The sequence below is a fragment of the Mixta gaviniae genome (assembly GCF_002953195.1).
GTDB lineage: Bacteria > Pseudomonadota > Gammaproteobacteria > Enterobacterales > Enterobacteriaceae > Mixta > Mixta gaviniae.
The window spans coordinates 4,019,196-4,035,996 of the sequence record NZ_CP026377.1 but is presented as its reverse complement, the minus strand read 5'-3'; the positions used below and the strand labels follow the sequence as shown (position 1 = coordinate 4,035,996).

General features: G+C 52.5%; 17 protein-coding genes and 1 pseudogene. All 18 read left to right on the top strand.

Going from position 1 to position 16,801, the window contains the following annotated elements; genetic code table 11:
• The first annotated feature begins 2 nt into the window (after nt 1-2).
• The gene (gene pcoB / locus C2E15_RS18940) at nt 3-893 is read left to right on the top strand and encodes a copper resistance outer membrane transporter PcoB (RefSeq protein WP_006785895.1); all 891 of its coding nucleotides are present in this window, start codon (nt 3-5) and stop codon (nt 891-893) included.
• A gap of 39 nt (nt 894-932) precedes the next feature.
• Nucleotides 933-1,313 (top strand): copper resistance system metallochaperone PcoC, encoded by a 381-nt coding sequence (pcoC, locus tag C2E15_RS18935; RefSeq protein WP_000025662.1) that lies wholly within the window; start codon nt 933-935, stop codon nt 1,311-1,313.
• A gap of 55 nt (nt 1,314-1,368) precedes the next feature.
• Entirely contained in the window at nt 1,369-2,247 is an 879-nt protein-coding gene (gene pcoD / locus C2E15_RS18930) for a copper resistance inner membrane protein PcoD (RefSeq protein ID WP_229692861.1), read from the top strand.
• 54 nt (nt 2,248-2,301) lie between these two features.
• Nucleotides 2,302-2,982, top strand: coding sequence for a copper response regulator transcription factor PcoR (gene pcoR / locus C2E15_RS18925; RefSeq protein ID WP_001188930.1), 681 nt, complete (start codon nt 2,302-2,304; stop codon nt 2,980-2,982).
• Nucleotides 2,979-4,379 (top strand): copper resistance membrane spanning protein PcoS, encoded by a 1,401-nt coding sequence (gene pcoS, locus C2E15_RS18920; protein ID WP_006785898.1) that lies wholly within the window; start codon nt 2,979-2,981, stop codon nt 4,377-4,379. Before pcoR ends, pcoS begins: the two co-directional genes overlap by 4 nt.
• A 215-nt stretch (nt 4,380-4,594) precedes the next feature.
• A complete protein-coding gene (gene pcoE, locus C2E15_RS18915; RefSeq protein ID WP_004388336.1) occupies nt 4,595-5,029 on the top strand; it encodes a copper resistance system metallochaperone PcoE in 435 nt (144 codons plus the stop codon).
• Between the two features lie 184 nt (nt 5,030-5,213).
• Nucleotides 5,214-5,959, top strand: a protein-coding gene (locus C2E15_RS18905; protein ID WP_223151193.1) for an IS1-like element IS1B family transposase whose coding sequence is annotated in 2 segments (ribosomal slippage) — nt 5,214-5,463 and nt 5,463-5,959 — 747 coding nt in all. Because the reading frame shifts where the segments join, the coding sequence is not laid out codon by codon here.
• Nucleotides 5,956-6,936 (top strand): IS5-like element ISKpn26 family transposase, encoded by a 981-nt coding sequence (locus C2E15_RS18900; protein ID WP_020899206.1) that lies wholly within the window; start codon nt 5,956-5,958, stop codon nt 6,934-6,936. Before C2E15_RS18905 ends, C2E15_RS18900 begins: the two co-directional genes overlap by 4 nt.
• Before the next feature lie 589 nt (nt 6,937-7,525).
• Nucleotides 7,526-7,894, top strand: coding sequence for a hypothetical protein (locus C2E15_RS21795; RefSeq protein ID WP_154283625.1), 369 nt, complete (start codon nt 7,526-7,528; stop codon nt 7,892-7,894).
• Nucleotides 7,895-8,356: 462 nt separating this feature from the next.
• Complete coding sequence (locus C2E15_RS18880; protein ID WP_006781400.1) at nt 8,357-8,722, top strand: hypothetical protein; 366 nt, start codon at nt 8,357-8,359, stop codon at nt 8,720-8,722.
• A gap of 84 nt (nt 8,723-8,806) precedes the next feature.
• Entirely contained in the window at nt 8,807-9,454 is a 648-nt protein-coding gene (locus tag C2E15_RS18875) for a hypothetical protein (protein ID WP_006781402.1), read from the top strand.
• 75 nt (nt 9,455-9,529) lie between these two features.
• Nucleotides 9,530-10,132 carry a DUF3085 domain-containing protein gene (locus C2E15_RS18870; protein ID WP_006781404.1) on the top strand — a complete coding sequence of 201 codons (603 nt, stop codon included), beginning with the start codon at nt 9,530-9,532 and terminating at the stop codon, nt 10,130-10,132.
• 67 nt (nt 10,133-10,199) lie between these two features.
• Nucleotides 10,200-10,547 (top strand): hypothetical protein, encoded by a 348-nt coding sequence (locus C2E15_RS18865; RefSeq protein WP_006781405.1) that lies wholly within the window; start codon nt 10,200-10,202, stop codon nt 10,545-10,547.
• Between the two features lie 81 nt (nt 10,548-10,628).
• The gene (locus C2E15_RS18860) at nt 10,629-11,615 is read left to right on the top strand and encodes an ArdC family protein (protein ID WP_006781408.1); all 987 of its coding nucleotides are present in this window, start codon (nt 10,629-10,631) and stop codon (nt 11,613-11,615) included.
• Between the two features lie 105 nt (nt 11,616-11,720).
• Nucleotides 11,721-12,653, top strand: coding sequence for a DUF1281 domain-containing protein (locus tag C2E15_RS18855; RefSeq protein ID WP_006781409.1), 933 nt, complete (start codon nt 11,721-11,723; stop codon nt 12,651-12,653).
• 108 nt (nt 12,654-12,761) lie between these two features.
• A complete protein-coding gene (locus C2E15_RS18850) occupies nt 12,762-13,445 on the top strand; it encodes an N-6 DNA methylase (RefSeq protein ID WP_006781411.1) in 684 nt (227 codons plus the stop codon).
• 128 nt (nt 13,446-13,573) lie between these two features.
• Nucleotides 13,574-15,081: pseudogene (locus C2E15_RS18845) on the top strand (UvrD-helicase domain-containing protein).
• A gap of 66 nt (nt 15,082-15,147) precedes the next feature.
• A complete protein-coding gene (locus tag C2E15_RS18840) occupies nt 15,148-16,791 on the top strand; it encodes a conjugal transfer nickase/helicase domain-containing protein (protein ID WP_006781415.1) in 1,644 nt (547 codons plus the stop codon).
• Nucleotides 16,792-16,801: the final 10 nt, after the last annotated feature.

Genomic DNA, 16,801 nt, shown 5'->3' with positions numbered 1-16,801 from the left:
GAATGAAGAGAAATTTGAAGGCCATACCTGTTCTGGTCGCCGGTTTGTTTACCTCACAGCTTTCTATTGCGGCGGGCTCCGTCTCTGCAGATCCCCACGCCGGGCACGACATGTCTGCCATGCAGATGCCAGCAGATGAGAATTTCACTGAGATGACGTCAATGGAGCCCATTGTAACTGAGAGCAGAACGCCAATTCCGCCTGTTACCGATGCCGACCGGAAGGCTGCATTCGGCAATTTACAGGGGCATGCGATTCACGACAGTGCGATTAATTATCTGGTTCTGCTGGATCAACTGGAATGGCAACGGTCGGATAACACCAACAATTTCAGCTGGAGTGTTAACAGCTGGATTGGAGGCGACACAGATCGGATTTGGCTAAAGAGTGAAGGTGAACGAAGCAATGGGGAAACGGAGGCGGCTGAAGCGCAGTTACTCTGGGGACATGCGGTTGGCCCATGGTGGGATTTGGTTGCGGGTGTCAGGCAGGATTTCAGACCTGCTTCTGCCCGGACCTGGGCTGCTGTCGGTTTTCAGGGGCTGGCACTCTATAATTTTGAGTCTGAAATTTCGGGTTTTGTCAGTAATGGCGGAAAAGCAGCCCTTCGTCTGGGAGGAGAATACGACGTTTTACTGACTAACCGGCTCATACTCCAGCCATCCTATGAGGTGAATTTCTACAGTCAGGATGATGAATCGCGGGGTCGCGGCAGGGGACTGACTGACACAGAGCTGGGGCTCCGGCTGCGCTATGAAATACGCCGTGAGTTTGCACCCTATATAGGCGTTTCCTGGAATCAACTTTACGGGAAAACATCCGATATGGCGAAAAGAGAAGGTGAGAAAGACCATCAGGTAGTATTCCTGGCGGGAGCCAGAATCTGGTTTTAACGCACTGATATAAAACACTCAACTAAACAGGTAAATAAAATGTCGATTTTAAATAAAGCCATTCTTACAGGTGGCCTCGTTATGGGCGTTGCTTTCTCTGCTATGGCCCATCCGGAATTAAAAAGCTCTGTGCCACAGGCTGATTCAGCCGTAGCGGCCCCGGAAAAGATTCAGCTTAATTTCTCGGAAAATCTGACCGTGAAATTCTCAGGTGCAAAATTAACGATGACGGGTATGAAAGGCATGTCATCACATTCTCCGATGCCGGTCGCGGCAAAAGTGGCGCCAGGCGCTGACCCTAAATCGATGGTCATTATTCCGCGAGAGCCTTTACCCGCTGGCACTTATCGTGTTGACTGGCGCGCGGTTTCTTCAGATACGCACCCTATTACCGGTAATTACACCTTTACAGTGAAGTAATATTATGAACGACCTGATTATGATTGTTATTCGTTTTCTTCTTTATCTGGATTTGATGGTAATATTTGGATTGCCATTTTTTCAGATATATGGAATAAGCGGTGTCAGACATGAAACCTATAACCTGACTAATTTCAGGTCGTTTATAACCTTTGCTGTTGTTACAGGCATCATTCTTACTGGCATTAATATGCTCCTGGTATCTAATGCCATGAGTGGAGTAACTGACCTCAGAGAATTATCCATCCATGTTATCGAGATGGTGATAGAAGAAACTGATGTGGGTATTAGCTGGATTGTCAGGCTCTGTGCCCTGTTTACCACACTCGGTGCTTTGTTCCTTTACACTAATAAGAGAGTATTGTCCTGCCTGCTGATGACGATGAGTGGGGGCGTGGCGCTGGCTACACTTGCCTGGGGAGGACACGCCGTTATGCATGACGGTCTGCATTACTATCTCCATTTACTGAGCGATCTGACCCATCTCGGCGCTGCAGGTGCCTGGACAGGTGCTCTGGTTGCATTTGCTATCCTGCTGATGCGCAGAAACGAGCATAATGCACAGAGCGTCATTGTGATATCTGACTCCCTGGCAAAATTTGCCACGGCAGGAACGGTGATTGTTGTAGCCCTGATCCTGAGTGCGCTGGTCAACTATCTGTATATTGCTGAGGGTAACTTAACTCCCTTATTCAACAGTTCCTGGGGGAGGATATTGCTTGCCAAGACGGCTCTGTTTGTTCTGATGCTTCTTCTGGCTGCAGCAAACCGGTTTCACCTGGGTCCCCGGCTTGAAGTTATGGTCAGGGAAGGGAATTATGATCGCAGCGTTGCCCTGATGCGAAACAGCATCCTGACAGAATTCGTTGTTGCGATTATCATTCTGGGCGCCGTAGCGTGGCTCGGAATGCTTGCTCCGTCTCAGGTCAGCTAGGGGACAGCCAAAGCTCATGCGTGAGATTTTTACTTTCATATCAGCGAGTTGACCATGCAGCGTATTTTAATCGTTGAAGACGAACAAAAAACAGGTCGTTACCTGCAGCAGGGACTGGTTGAGGAAGGCTATCAGGCCGATCTCTTTAATAATGGCCGCGATGGTCTCGGGGCCGCGTCGAAGGGACAGTATGATTTGATAATACTGGACGTGATGCTGCCTTTCCTCGACGGGTGGCAAATCATCAGCGCACTGAGGGAGTCCGGGCACGAAGAACCGGTCCTGTTTTTAACCGCAAAGGACAACGTGCGGGACAAAGTGAAAGGACTGGAGCTTGGCGCAGATGACTACCTGATTAAGCCCTTTGATTTTACGGAGCTGGTTGCACGTGTAAGAACCCTACTGCGCCGGGCACGCTCGCAGGCCGCAACAGTCTGCACCATCGCCGATATGACCGTTGATATGGTGCGCCGGACCGTGATCCGTTCGGGGAAGAAGATCCATCTCACCGGTAAAGAATACGTTCTGCTTGAGTTGCTGCTGCAACGCACCGGAGAAGTGTTACCCAGGAGTCTTATCTCGTCCCTGGTCTGGAACATGAATTTTGACAGTGATACGAATGTGATTGATGTCGCCGTGAGACGTCTGAGAAGTAAAATTGATGATGACTTTGAGCCAAAACTGATCCATACCGTTCGCGGTGCCGGATATGTCCTGGAGATCAGAGAAGAGTGAGGTTCAAAATTTCCCTGACCACACGCCTGAGCCTGATTTTTTCTGCGGTGATGCTTACGGTATGGTGGTTATCAAGTTTTATCCTGATTAGCACCCTTAATGGCTATTTCGATAATCAGGACCGCGATTTTCTGACAGGTAAACTTCAGCTCACCGAAGAGTTTCTTAAAACAGAGACGTTCAGGAACAAAACGGATATTAAGTCATTATCAGAAAAAATAAACGATGCGATGGTGGGGCACAATGGCTTATTCATTTCTATAAAAAACATGGAAAATGAAAAAATTGTTGAACTCTATGCCAAAAATTCTGTTGTTCCAGCGGTCCTGCTTAATAAGTCGGGTGATATTCTCGACTATATGATCCAGACGGAAGAAAATAACACCGTGTACCGCAGTATCTCGCGGCGGGTTGCCGTGACGCCGGAACAGGGTAAAAGCAAACATGTCATCATTACGGTTGCCACGGATACTGGGTATCACACCCTGTTTATGGACAAACTCAGTACCTGGCTGTTCTGGTTCAATATCGGTCTGGTCTTTATTTCTGTTTTTCTGGGCTGGCTGACCACACGTATTGGTCTGAAACCGCTACGGGAAATGACCAGTCTGGCTTCCTCCATGACCGTACACAGCCTGGATCAGCGTCTAAATCCCGATCTGGCTCCGCCGGAAATCTCTGAGACCATGCAGGAGTTCAATAATATGTTTGATCGCCTGGAGGGGGCATTCCGGAAACTGTCAGATTTCTCGTCTGACATCGCGCATGAGCTGCGCACACCAGTCAGTAATCTGATGATGCAGACGCAGTTTGCACTGGCTAAGGAAAGGGATGTTTCGCATTACCGCGAAATTTTATTCGCTAACCTGGAAGAACTGAAAAGGTTGTCACGAATGACCAGTGACATGCTTTTTCTGGCACGTTCAGAGCATGGTCTGCTGCGGCTGGATAAACATGATGTGGATCTGGCAGCCGAACTGAATGAATTACGTGAGTTGTTCGAGCCCCTGGCAGACGAAACAGGAAAGACAATCACGGTTGAAGGAGAGGGCGTTGTTGCCGGAGACAGCGATATGCTCCGACGTGCTTTCAGTAACCTGCTTTCCAATGCAATCAAGTATTCTCCCGATAACACCTGTACAGCGATACACCTTGAGCGTGACAGTGACTGTGTGAACGTGATGATTACGAATACGATATCCGGCCAGGTTCCCGCTAATCTGGAACGTTTGTTTGACCGGTTCTATCGCGCAGACTCATCAAGGTTCTACAACACGGAAGGCGCGGGGCTGGGATTATCAATTACAAGGTCGATCATTCATGCTCACGGCGGCGAGCTGTCAGCAGAACAGCAGGGGCGGGAAATTGTGTTCAGTGTGCGTCTGTTAATGGATTAATACCGTTATTCAGGAGAAACCCGGAAGGTGACAAAAATGTCATCGTTCAGTCACGCGATAAACAGAGGCGGTTTTTTATAATCAGCCATAAATCAGGACAGCGTGATAATTCAATCGCCCGGTTCCTAGCATGATGATCAACCAGCCCTGAGATCAAATGCTTTCTCTGTTATAAGCATTGATTGTTCGGGTATGAAAACACCGGAGACCCAACCATGAAAAAGATCCTTGTATCCTTTATTGCCATGATGGCTGTCGCTTCATCTGCCTGGGCTGCAGAGACAATGAACATGCATGACCAGGTAAATAATGCCCAGGCGCCTGCCCATCAGATGCAATCATCCGCTGAAAAAAGTGCAGTTCAGGGGGAGAGCATGAAAATGATGGATATGAGCGGTCACGATCAGGCCGCAATGTCCCATGAAATGATGCAAAACGGCAATTCTGCTGCCCATCAGGACATGGCTGAAATGCATAAAAAAATGATGAAATCCAAGCCAGCAGCTTCTAACGAAACAGCAAAATCATTTTCCGAAATGAACGAGCATGAGAAAGCCGCTGTTGTGCATGAGAAGGCGAATAATGGTCAATCTTCCGTTATTCATCAGCAGCAGGCTGAAAAGCATCGCAGCCAGATCACCCAGAATTAACCCGCAGCTCCACTTGTTAGACCCTCATTTGACGCCGAAGTCACTGGCTTACGCTCCCGTCCGGGAGCGTTTTTTTAACTCTCTCATAAATTTTCAACTGTCAAGGGAATGGCATTCATCTGACCAACGGGTGATGCTGCCAACTTACTGATTTAGTGTATGATGGTGTTTTTGAGGTGCTCCAGTGGCTTCTGTTTCTATCAGCTGTCCCTCCTGTTCAGCTACTGACGGGGTGGTGCGTAACGGCAAAAGCACTGCCGGACATCAGCGCTATCTCTGCTCTCACTGCCGTAAAACATGGCAACTGCAGTTCACTTACACCGCTTCTCAACCCGGTACGCACCAGAAAATCATTGATATGGCCATGAATGGCGTTGGATGCCGGGCAACCGCCCGCATTATGGGCGTTGGCCTCAACACGATTTTCCGCCATTTAAAAAACTCAGGCCGCAGTCGGTAACCTCGCGCATACAGCCGGGCAGTGACGTCATCGTCTGCGCGGAAATGGACGAACAGTGGGGATACGTCGGGGCTAAATCGCGCCAGCGCTGGCTGTTTTACGCGTATGACAGGCTCCGGAAGACGGTTGTTGCGCACGTATTCGGTGAACGCACTATGGCGACGCTGGGGCGTCTTATGAGCCTGCTGTCACCCTTTGACGTGGTGATATGGATGACGGATGGCTGGCCGCTGTATGAATCCCGCCTGAAGGGAAAGCTGCACGTAATCAGCAAGCGATATACGCAGCGAATTGAGCGGCATAACCTGAATCTGAGGCAGCACCTGGCACGGCTGGGACGGAAGTCGCTGTCGTTCTCAAAATCGGTGGAGCTGCATGACAAAGTCATCGGGCATTATGGAAGGTGCGAACAAGTTCCTGATATGAGATCATCATATTCATCCGGAGCGCATCCCAGAGGGACATCATGAGCCATCAACTCACCTTCGCCGATAGTGAATTCAGCACTAAGCGCCGTCAGACCCGAAAAGAGATTTTCCTCTCCCGCATGGAGCAGATTCTGCCATGGCAGAATATGACCGCTGTCATCGAGCCGTTTTATCCCAAGGCGGGCAATGGCCGACGGCCCTATCCGCTGGAGACCATGCTGCGTATTCACTGCATGCAGCATTGGTACAACCTGAGCGACGGTGCCATGGAAGATGCCCTGTACGAAATCGCCTCCATGCGCCTGTTTGCCCGATTATCCCTGGATAGCGCCCTGCCGGATCGCACCACCATCATGAATTTCCGCCACCTGCTCGAGCAGCATCAACTGGCCCGTCAATTGTTCAAGACCATCAATCGCTGGCTGGCCGAAGCAGGCGTCATGATGACCCAAGGCACTTTGGTGGATGCCACCATCATTGAGGCACCCAGCTCTACCAAGAACAAAGAGCAGCAACGCGATCCGGAGATGCATCAGACCAAGAAAGGCAATCAGTGGCACTTTGGCATGAAGGCCCACATTGGTGTCGATGCCAAGAGTGGCCTGACCCACAGCCTAGTCACCACCGCGGCCAACGAGCATGACCTCAATCAGCTGGGTAATCTGCTTCATGGAGAGGAGCAATTTGTCTCAGCCGATGCCGGCTACCAAGGAGCGCCACAGCGCGAGGAGCTGGCCGAGGTGGATGTGGACTGGCTGATCGCCGAGCGTCCCGGCAGGGTAAAAACCTTGAAGCAGCATCCGCGCAAGAACAAAACGGCCATCAACATCGAATACATGAAAGCCAGCATCCGTGCCAGGGGGGAGCACCCGTTTCGCATCATCAAGCGGCAGTTCGGCTTCGTGAAAGCCAGATACAAGGGGCTGCTGAAAAACGATAACCAACTGGCGATGTTATTCACCCTGGCCAACCTGTTTCGGGTGGACCAAATGATACGTCAGTGGGAGAGATCTCAGTAAAAACCGGAAATAACGCCAGAAATGGTGGAAAAAATAGCCTAAATAGGCTGATTCGATGTGTTTGCGGGAAAAAAATCGGCCCAGATCCGCGAAATTTTAATCAGCGAGTCAGCTTGGGAAGAAATGACCTGCTTATTCGCACCTTCCTTAGTTAGGATATAAGTCAGCGAAAATGTATAAATAATCTTAGCCGTAGGCTAGGGACTGTTATTAAAAAAAGTTAATGACAATATTGTGCCAGTTCGTCAGTTGACATGTTCACTATTTGCTCTGAAAATAGACAGGCTTACTTGTTGCTACATGCAACCAGCTAATGCTCCGGCAGTCTGAGAGGAGCGCCTTCGGGTGACTAGCAGCTAACGTTTCACCGGTCTGAGAGAAACACCTTCGGGTGACCGGAAAATCCTCGCAGCCTGAGAGAGGATACCTTCGGGTGGTAAATCCGTTTAACCTCTGGAAACGGATATCGCTGAACAGTGATTGAGGTCATTTCAACTTATCAGACAGTCAGAATGTTGTTTTTTCTGACTCCCCGACGGGAAACACTTCCCGGTCGGGCAGGTGTTTCCTTTTTTTATGGAGAAACACCATGTCTGTCATCTCTTTTGCGGTTTTCCCTGAACATCTCCTTACTCAGCTTCAGCAGTCTGCTGACGCAGCTGTCCGGAGATTGAAATCTTTCATTTATCTGCATCGCAACAGCAGCTGGTATGTCAACGGTTCGGGCAATTATGCCGTCCGTGCGCACATCACTTCTGTCAAAGACCAGGGCGTTAACGTCTTTCTTACCGTTCGTACAGGTTGCCACCGCGCCGAGTATGTTTTTCACCGCCTGCCGGTTTCCTTTCCTGAGGGAATAACAGGTCGTCGAAACGCATACCGCCATGCTTGCCGTCAGGCACAGCATCTGGCACACCTGCGCTACCGTTTTCTTTCCGGAGGGCATTCTCATGACTGAAGCACTGCACGATGTCACTTTCCGTATTCTGTCGATGTCTGAGACGCGACGGGATGTATGTCCCGCTCAGTATGGCCCCGTAAGTGGTGTTTTCATCCGGGCGAAATCCTCAGAGATAACGTCTCCTGTGGCGAACAGGTTTTTGTCGCACCGCTCGGTGATTGTGATCCGGCTGACCCCGAACTCTGTGTATGGTGTCAGTATTACGGATATTCTCCCCGGGTGGAGGCTGGCGACATACTGGATGGCGTGGCCGTTTCGGGCATAAATTCCGTAGATCCACTGTCGGTAGCTGCGTTGAAAAGCCTGCGCTTTAATCCTGAATATGTGTATCAGGAGCAATCTGATTCATATGCACTGAACTGATCGGTTGATGAACGCCGGTCAAAAAATGTTGTGGACCCTGACGGGGATATCTCTCCGTCGGAGGGAATATCCCGTTATTTACCTGAGGATATACCCATGCACACAGACGTTTATACGCTTAAAACTCCACTGGACACGCTCAGCTGGCTTTGCCTGCTTGAGAGTGAACTTCTGAGCATAAGGGCATTCCAGCGTCTCGATCTTCATACGGACCGGGATGAACCGAATGAACTGACGTTTCTGGAAGATTCCATCATTGGCACCGGCACAGCTTATGGCTGGTTTGTCTTTTTACTCGGGGAAGGCGATATTCCGCCTTTGCCTGATACGTCTAAAAATTTGCTCTTCACGCTGGACGAGCTGGGAAAAGAAATTAACCGGCCCTTCTGGGAGAAGGCCGTGGATGAAGGTATCCAGGATGCCCGGTGTGATCGGGCTATAGCGGCTCTCGAACGGATGTAACCAGCAGAAAGAACACACCCTGACGGGGATTTACTCCCGTCCGGGGGATAAATCCCCCCTTTTTTATTCGCGGAGGATTTATCGATGAAAAACCTGTTTTCTTCGCCGGCTTCCATGTCGGTTGTCTACACCATCGAGCACGTCAGCACGGTTCCGTTGCGACACTGGCATGCTTTCGTTCTGGCCGTCACAGAAACTTTCTGGCAACTGCCGGTGCGTCTGCGTCCGGGGAATACGTATCTGCCGTCGCTTAATCGCGCGGCTGACCTCTTTCCGGTTGCTGATGTCATGGCGTTTTGTGGCGACACAGGCGGCAGTGTCTGGCCGGTCAACATGACGATTGAGCGTGAGCGCAACCGCAATACGCTGAGTATCCAGGAGCTGGATTTTCAGCATCAGCCCTGCGATTTCTTTGCACGCATTGTGATGGTCCTGCTGCATAACCTGTGTCCGGGCAGCTTTCGGATACATTCTTCTGACGAAGGCCGCAGCTGGGCGTTACCGTTACGCTGGATTGAGCGACATCTCGGCCTGCCTGAGCAGCCGACGCTGACCGCGCCTCAGCCGGTACTGAAAACGCCGGTGCGTGGTGACGCGTTTGATTCCCTGCTGCTGCAGCTGCTCTGCGGTGGTGAGCGTGTGCTGAGCAACGACGACTGGAATGCGTTTACGGAGGCTGAATTTCAGCTGTATGAACTGAAGCGGGTCGCGGAAAAAACTGACGCGCTGTAAACAGTACTGACTTTAACCCCGTCGGGAGAGATCACTCCGGACGGGGCGGCTCTCCCGTTTTTAAAGGAGAGCCCCATGCTTTTTTTCGACAACAAAGACCTGACGAACGTCCTGCTGGCCGCCCGCATGCAGGGAGGTCAGCTTCACCTGGCAAAGGATGAGGGTGTTTATCTTATGCCGGCCACCGGTGCCTGGCAGGGCAACGATCCGGTGCCGCGTATTGCGTATGCCACAGGGTGTCACCCTCAGAAAAATGAGGACTGGTACGACACGGCACGCCTGCTTGCCGGCGGCGATGATTTCATTGAATCACTGTCGATAAGCGACGCGGTAGCCACCTCTGTACTGTCCGGCAGGACGGACCTGAGGATCCTGATTACCGACACACAGATACAGGTGCTCACCGCAGCGACTGACCGGGTGAAAGTCGCGCAGTACCGCCAGAAAGCCGATCAGCTTCTGGCGAGTGCAGTCTGTCACTTCAATGCCTGTGTCGGGCCTGATGAACTCTGCCGCTGGCGTGAAAACGCCGTGCGTCTGCTAAAGCAGGCGGCCTTCATCAGTTGTAAGCGGGCGAAGCCTGAAGATCATCAAACCTTTCTGAACGCCTGTGGCAGGCTGCAGGCCAGGTTATCGCAGGTGACCCCGCAGGGGGCGCTGCGAATAACCGGACGTTAACTCACCCCGGCAGGGACTTTTCCTGCCGGAAAGGTTCCTGCCTCTTTCTGAACCGAAGGAGGCCCGTATGGGACTGGATATTTTTCTCTACAGCCAGCACAGGCAGATCGTCGCAGTACCGGCACCGTATCATCCGGTGTATGAACTGAGCCGCGATTTTTCACTGATTACCTGGGTGGATAAGCATGTCGGTGAGGTGGAAAACGCGACCTGTCTGGAACTGTCACGCGAGCATATTCAGCAACTGAAAGAGAGGCTGGACTGTGCGATTGCGACATTTACAGAGGGGAATGAGGATAATCAGCTTCTTCAGCGCCGGCTGCAGTACGTTTTCACCCTGCGTGACAGGCTGGAAAGCCTGCTCAGTGATTTTGACTTTGAACATGAATACCTGTGGTTTTATGCCGCATGGTAACTGACTTCTGAATTTCCCGTCGACGGGCGTATCTCTGCGCCCGCCGGCGCAGGGGTATGCCTCTGATTAAAGGTATATCTCATGAAAAAAACGACTTCACACAAGGCGGCCCGCCGTCCGGCAAAACATACTGACCTTTATCGTCAGATCACCGACCGCATTGTTGTCGCTCTGGAAAACGGCGTCGCGCCCTGGCGTAAGCCGTGGCGCGCGGCTGCCGGCATCGGTCTGGCCGGTCTGCCCCTAAATGCCACAACCGGACGTCACTACAGCGGCGTGAATGTCCTGCTTCTCTGGATGTCAGCGGAAGAGCAGGGTTTTCGCAATAACCGCTGGATGACTTACCGGCAGGCGCAGCAGGCTGGCGGGCAGGTGCGTAAGGGTGAGAAAGCCACCCTGGCGGTGGTTTATAAGGACTGGACGAAGCAGGCGGAGGATCGCGAAGGCAACCGCCTTTATGACAGTGACGGTAAACCGCTGATGGAAACCGTGCCGATGCTTAAACCCCTGCAGCTGTTCAACGCTGAGCAGTGTGAGGGGTTGCCGGCAGAGGTTGCGGCTTCACCTGAGCAACCGCCGACGGTGGATGAGGACGGCATACTCAGCCCGGACGTGATGAACAGGGTGATCCGGATGTTTAACGCCACAGGGGTTAAACACCGGATGCTGCCTCAGAACCGGGCTTATTACCGTCCGCTGACGGATGAAATTGTGATGCCGGTGGCTGAGCAGTTTTTTACGGAGGCGGACTGCTGGTCCACGCTGCTGCATGAACTGGTACACAGTACCGGTCATGCGAAGCGACTTAACCGGGAGGGGATAACCTCCTCATCCCGCAAGTTCGGGGACCCGGTGTATGCCTTTGAGGAGCTCATCGCCGAAATGGGCAGTGCGTTTTTGTGTGCCCAACTCGGGGTATTCGGTGAGGTTCAGCACGACAGCTATGTGGACCACTGGCTGAAGGTGCTGAAATCTGACAAAAAGGCCCTGTTCCGCGCCTGCCGGCATGCCCGGGAAGCGTCGGAATATCTACTGGCACTGCCTGAAAGTCAGGCTGTGGCGGCGTAATTAACTTATCCGGTGGCGGTTATTCCGTAACTGTCGCCCTCCCGTGAGGACACCGCTCCTCACGGGGCTGTGTCCTCTTTTTTTTATGAAAGAGGAGTATTCACTATGTCCGAATGGTGTCATAACCGCCTGGAAATCACCGGTAAATCCGTCTGCATTGATGTCATGCTGCAGTGGATAAACGGAACTGACGTACCGCGTCACCGCCACGCAGTGCAGCAGAGCATACAGCTTTTTCTGGCTGGCGCGGCGGGGATACTCAAGCCGGTGCGCACAACGTCGTATCCGCCCTGTCAGGGGCTGGTCCGTGCAGGCACAGGGCTTTCCACTGCGGCCAATCAGGCGTTTGAAAGCTGGCTGGCGCTCCTGCTGAAGGATGCCATCCTCGATGCGGAAACCATCCGGGCCATTGACCGGCTGTATCACCAGTCAGGTCTGGGCGCGCTGAAATGGGAGAATATTCCCGACCCGGCACGTGAGGTTATGGCGGAGCTGATTGCCAGGCAATACACCGACTGGTTTGGTCTGGTCAGCGCCGGCGATGAGTCTGATGCCGCAACTGCCTGGGAGCGGCTCAGCCAGTATCCTGAACGCTCCCAGCCCTGCGATATGCTGGCCGTCATACCTACGCGGCTGGCAGCAGAGCTGAACGGTTCCGGAGGGCTGATGTCAGGCGTATCGACCACAACCAGCCTCTACTGCCGGCAGTACGGCATGGAGTGGCCTGCCGGGCACAATGTCAACTGGCAGCGGCATTCGCCAAACAGTCTTACGCTGCAGATGGATACGCCCTGGCTTCCGCCGTCAGGTGAGGTTGTCGGGGAAATTTCTGCGGTATTTGACTGCGAGGTGCGTCACAGCTACAGCGAGCCCGTGAGCGGGCTCAGCGGTTACGACTGCTATGACGGCGGCGAACATGTCGACGGACACAAAGGTGCGGCCGGCGCGTCTCAGCCCGGTCAGGTGCTTTATCTCGTCAGCGATGAGCCGGCGTTATCGACTCAGGAAGCAGCATCTTATCGTGAGGTCCGGGGGTAAAAGCCTGTTCCTCCGTTAACCCAGCCACGGCAATGCCGTGGCTTTTTACCCTCAGGGGACACGTCCCCTGGTCAGGGTGCGTGTTCCCTTTTTTTATGGAGAAGACGCATGCCTGGCATGATTAACCACGAAAAAGCCTTTGTTAAGTTGTTCAGTCAGACGGCCCGGTATCATCACCGGTTTAAAGTGTTTGAAGACTTCATCAGCTGCAGCGTCATCGCGCTGGAAAACCGGCTTCACTTCAGTGAAGCGCAGGAGCAAAAGTATCTGCGTATAGTCGGTGGATACGAAAAGGAGGACGTCACGCGCATGGCGCAGCTGCTGGCCCACGTTGTTAACGGGCTGGGTGAAGCGCCCGGGGACTTCCTTGGCCGCGTCTTTATGCAGCTGGAGCTGGGTGACAAATACAGGGGGCAGTTTTTCACGCCCTGGGACGTGGCCAGAATGATGGCGGCCATGCAGCTGGGCGACACTGAAGCGTTGTTCCGTGACAAACCCTTCATCACCCTGAGTGAACCTGCGTGCGGTGCCGGCTGCATGGTGCTGGCATTTGCTGATGTTCTGCAAAAGGCGGGGTGGCCACCGCACCGGTATCTGTGGGTATCCGCGACAGATATCGATCCGCTTGCGGCCGGAATGGCTTACATACAGCTGTCCCTGTGCGGGATTGCCGGCGAAGTGGTGGTAGGTAATACCCTGGCGAATGAACGACGCCGGATACTCTATACCCCCGGGCACTATCTCGGCGGCTGGCCTGTTCGTCTGGATCCACGGTACTTGCAGGCGGCATAATCACATCCACACGCTCCCGCCCGGGAGCGTTTTTTATTTCTGAAGCACGGTATCTGGTTTTTTATCGTAGTGAACTCTTCCCGCTGTCAGGCTGTTTTTTTTCACATCTGCTGCTGCGGGAGAACACAGTGACCTGGAAAACAACAGCCGAACAAAACGCCATCATCGAATGGAAGGGTAATCATCTTGTGGTAAATGCGTTTGCAGGCACAGGCAAAACCTCCACGTTAGTGAACTACGCTGAAGCCAACCCGGAAAGTAAGATGCTTTACCTTGCCTATAATCGCGCTGTGCGGGATGAGGCTGAACGCAAATTCCCCTATAACGTAGAGTGTAAAACGTCGCATCAGCTGGCATGGGCCCGTTTCGGCAGGCATTTCCGTGACCGGCTGACAGCCAGTCTGCGCATTACGGATGTGGCCCGCAAGCTCAATACCCGCCACTGGCCGCTGGCGCGGCTGGCGCTAAGCGGGCTGAACATGTTCCTCTGCAGTGCAGATACTGAGCCGGGGCTGATACATCTGCCGTCTGAGGATGATCGCCACGGTCTCGATGCCGGTAAAATTCTGGGGGCAATCCAAATCCTCTGGTATGAAATGAGCCGTACTGATTCAACCTTTCCCGTCACGCACGACACCTACCTTAAACTTTTCCAGCTTTCACATCCTGATTTATCAACACGCTGGGATACCATCCTTTTCGATGAGGCGCAGGACGCTAACCCGGTGACCAGTGCGTTTGTACTGAATCAGCCCTGCCGGGTCATCCTGGTCGGCGACCGCTACCAGCAGATTTACCGCTTTCGCGGGGCGGATAACGCGCTCAATGCCCCTCAGCTGGCGCAGGCAGACAAATTGTGGCTGACGGCGAGTTTTCGTTTTGGCCCTGAGGTCGCGCGTATGGCCAACATCCTGCTGGACCGTGCCGGTGAAGATAAACAGGTAACAGGCAACGGGGGGAAGACAGTGTGGTGACCCGAATTCCGGAGGGAACTGAGCACATTGCTGTACTGAGCCGGACGGTATCCGGTGTGATTGGGAGTGCTTTAACGGCAAGTCTCATGGAGAAAAAGGTCTTCTGGGTCGGCGGGATTGAAGGCTACAAGACCGAAGAGCTTGAGGATCTGTACTGGTTCTCCGCCGATATGCCTGAAAAGATGCAGTCCCCGCGCTTCAGCCGGGACTACCGGGATTTTGACGAGTACTGCTCGATAGCCAAAGCCACGCAGGACGTGGAGATGAACCAGGCTATTCGCCTGCTCGATGACTTTTTCCCGCTCCCTCAAAAGCTGGCCATTATGCGCCGTCAGGTCGTCACTCATGAAAAAGAGGCTCAGGTCACGGTTTCAACCGCACACCGCAGCAAGGGGCTCGAATGGCCGGTGGTGATGCTGAGTGAGGATTTTACCGACATTACCGACCCGCTTCTTTCGCAGGATGAGCGGCAGGATGAGACCAACCTGCTGTACGTGGCTGTCACCCGGGCCAGAAGAACGCTCGTGCTTAACGAGTTGATGCGCTGGCTGAGCGATGAAGGCGGGAAAAACCGCGAGACGACGTACGAAACCGTACCGTCCGGAAATGGAGAGAGTGCCGACAGCCACGAAGAAACGGGAAAAACTTCTGAGAATGAGTAACTGGTTTTTTATGGTGAAGCGCGGGGAGTGTCACAACACTGGGCAGCCCTATACCAGGAGAAAATCATGCGCGACAGAATCAGGACTCTGAGGTTTCTGTTTTCAAAAGGTGAACCGGAACCAGCACGTCATGTATCCGCTTTCACACCTGCCGGCTACCACGCTCCGCGTACGGTCGATACGCTGTGCTGTAGCCCGTTGAGAAAAACCTGCCTGCAACAAATATGGGAAAACAGCTCACTTCCGGCGGATGTTTATCACCGGTTTTATATAACGCCACTGCATGGCTTACTGGCCAGGGTACAGAATGTGCCGGCAACACAGCAGGGAAGGTGGTCGCAGTCAGACGGCTTCGGGGACCTTACGCTGCAGTTCACAACCTGTGCGGTCAGACTGGCCAAAGGATACATGTTTCCACCCGGAGCTGCGCCAGAAGAGCAGGCAGAGCAAAACGTGATGTGGAATACGGTCATTTTCTGGTCTGCACTGTTCTGGCATTTGCCGCTCCTGGCGTCTCTGGAGGGGGAGCTGCTTGATGGTAAAAGCTGGCTTCCGGGAATAACCGTTCCGGACTCGCCTTATCGATTTCGCTTCCGGGAAGCTGACAACTCCTCAGCTTTTGCAGCGCTGGCAGCCGGACAACTTATGCCAGCGGAAGCGACAGGCTGGCTGGCAGAAAATCCCGAAGCTCTGGGCAATCTTGCCGGGGCCTTATGGAACCAGCATCCGGCAATGCCGTTGATCCGAAGCCTGATGAAACAAGCAGCTGAGAAAACAGAGTCTCCTCTGATGGAGAGGAAACCTGCGGAAATTTTAGGTTCTTATGCAGGTGAAATTCCAGTAAATACAGCCCTTTCAAATGAGGGGGGCGCTACGGTTTTACCTACAGATATGTTATCTGAACAAACAGCTCTGAGCGGGGCAACTGATCCATCTTCCCCTGAGATCTTTACACTTGCCACAGGTATTGATAACCCCACTCAGCTTAGTGATTCACCAGTTAAAAGCCGTGAAGAAAACGAAGCAGAAAGTGTTTTAAGCGAAATCGAAAAAAGTACTGGCTCTGACTCTCTGCCCTCTGAAGATGATGCTGATGCTCTCCTTTCTCTTTTCGACATGTCAGGAGATGCTAAAGCTTCAGAAAATGAAGGTGAGGTACAGGCAGGCGTGTCCGTTGTGATTGCAGAGGAACAGCAATCGTCAGAACCCCTTGAAAAGATAGAAGACCCCGCAAATGAAAAGGAACCGTCTGCAAAAGGAAACTCGGACTATTCTCAGGTTGCAATTGTTAACAAATGTGATGAAAGATCAGATTCCGTACCCGTAGCAGTCTCCGGTACTGACGTAGCGGAAGGAGAACAGTTTTTTGACTGGCTCCGGGAGGGACTCAATCGGGGAGATATTAGTTTTAATGGTAAAGCAGACAAAATCCATGTTATTGCCGGCTATGTCTTTTTACCCGTCCCCGGTATCTTTTTCGACTACCTTAAGGCCACTGGTTCGACTATTCAACGGGAAAGCATTCAGGCTTCTTTTGAGCGACTTAACCTGCATAAGCGTCGTGATAACAGGAGATTTTATTTTGCTCAGCTTTACGATACACCCGACAAGTCCGGGAGGTTCAAACGGGTAAAAGGCTACCTGGTGAAAAGCAGGCGGGTATACAGAAAGACCATCCCTCAGGACAGTCAGTTCATTTTGTTCCCCTGACCACAACGTC